This window comes from Streptomyces sp. MP131-18 (assembly GCF_001984575.1).
GTDB classification, from domain to species: Bacteria; Actinomycetota; Actinomycetes; order Streptomycetales; family Streptomycetaceae; genus Streptomyces; species Streptomyces johnsoniae.
The window spans coordinates 6997850-6999701 of sequence record NZ_LZNS01000001.1 but is presented as its reverse complement, the minus strand read 5'-3'; the positions used below and the strand labels follow the sequence as shown (position 1 = coordinate 6999701).

Genomic DNA, 1852 nt, shown 5'->3' with positions numbered 1-1852 from the left:
CCTCGGCCTCGATCGGATCGCCCAGCGTCGTCCCGGTGCCGTGCGCCTCCACCACATCCACCTCGGCCGCCGAAACACCCGCATTCGCCAACGCCGCCCGGATCACCCGCTGCTGCGCCGGACCGTTCGGCGCCGTCAGCCCATTCGACGCACCGTCCTGATTCACGGCCGAACCCCGCACCACCGCCAGCACCCGATGACCGTTCCGCCGCGCATCCGACAACCGCTCCAACAGCAACACCCCCACCCCCTCGGAGAACCCGGCGCCGTCCGCGTCCGCCCCGAACGCCTTGCACCGGCCGTCGGGGGACAGCCCCCGCTGACGGCTGAACTCCACGAACAGCGCGGGCGAGGAGAGCACGGTCACGCCGCCGGCCAGCGCCATCGAGCACTCGCCGCTGCGCAGCGACTGCGCCGCCAGATGCAGCGCCACCAGCGACGAGGAACACGCCGTGTCCACCGTCAACGCCGGGCCCTCAAGCCCGAAGCTGTACGCGATCCGGCCGGAGATGACGCTGCTGGACGCACCGGTGGCGAGGTAGCCCTCGACGTCTTCCGGCACGCTGTGCAGGCGGCTGCCGTAGTCGTGGTACATGACGCCCGCGAAGACGCCGACGTCCTTGCCGCGCATCCCGAGCGGATCGAGCCCCGCCCGCTCGAACACCTCCCACGACGCCTCCAGCAGCAACCGCTGCTGCGGGTCCATCGCCAACGCCTCACGCGGCGAAATCCCGAACAACTCCGCGTCGAAATCCCCCGCCCCTGGCAAGAATCCGCCCCGCCGCGTATACGACGTCCCCACCCGCTCCGGATCGGGGTCGTATATCCCCGCGAGGTTCCAGCCCCGATCACCGGGGAAATCACCGACCGCATCCCCGCCGTCCACCACTAGCCGCCACAAATCCTCCGGCGATTCCACCCCGCCCGGATACCGGCACGCCATTCCCACAATCGCCACCGGCTCATCCGCCCCGCCGCTACCGGCGAGGGTTTGCGGCTGTGCGGGGGCCAGGTCGAGGACGCGGGTGCGTATGAGGCCCGCGAGTGCCTCCGGGGTGGGGTGGTCGAAGACCAGGGTGGCGGGCAGGCGCAGGCCGGTGGCCGTGTTGAGGCGGTTGCGCAGTTCGACGGCCGTCAGCGAATCGAAGCCGAGATCCTTGAACGGGCGCCCGGCCGCGACGGTGTCGGGGGACGCGTGGCCGAGGACGGCCGCCACGTTCTCGCGGACGAGGGTCAGCACGGCGTGGCGCTGTTCGGGCTCGGCCAGGGCGGCGAGCCGCTGCCGCAGCGGGTCTGCGGCGGGCGCGTCGGCCGCGCGGCGGCGCCTGCGGCGGGGGGCGTGGGCCGGGATGCGGTCGCGCAGCAGCGCGGGCAGGTCCGGCGCTGCCGCGCCGGGGGCGAGGCGTGCGGCGAGCAGGGCCGCGCGGGCCGGGTCGGGCTCCAGGTCGGCGAGGGCCTGGTCGAGGAGTGCGAGTCCTTCCGCGGTGGTGAGCGGTTGCAGGCCGCCGCGGGCCATGCGGGCGAGGTCGGTCTCGCCAAGACCACCCGTCATCGCACTGCGCTGCTCCCACAAACCCCACGCCAACGACACACCCGGCAACCCCGCCCCACCCCGCACCTGCGCCAAACCATCCAACACCGCATTCGCCGCCGCATACGCCCCCTGCCCACCCGACCCCAACATCCCAGCCGCAGAAGAGAACAACACCAACGGCACCCGCCACCCCAACCCACCCAACACCTCATGCACATGCCACGCACCATCCACCTTCGACCGCAACACACGGGCCAGGGTGTCCTCGGTGAGGTTGTCGACGATGCCGTCGGCGAGGACGCCGGTGGCGTGGACGAC

The 1852-nt window shown here is 72.4% G+C and carries 1 protein-coding gene; it reads right to left on the bottom strand.

Annotation, left to right across the window (positions count from 1 at the left end; translation table 11 throughout):
• Positions 1–1852 (bottom strand): beta-ketoacyl synthase N-terminal-like domain-containing protein (locus STBA_RS31210; RefSeq protein WP_143659642.1); only part of this gene is annotated, 1852 nt, incomplete at both ends.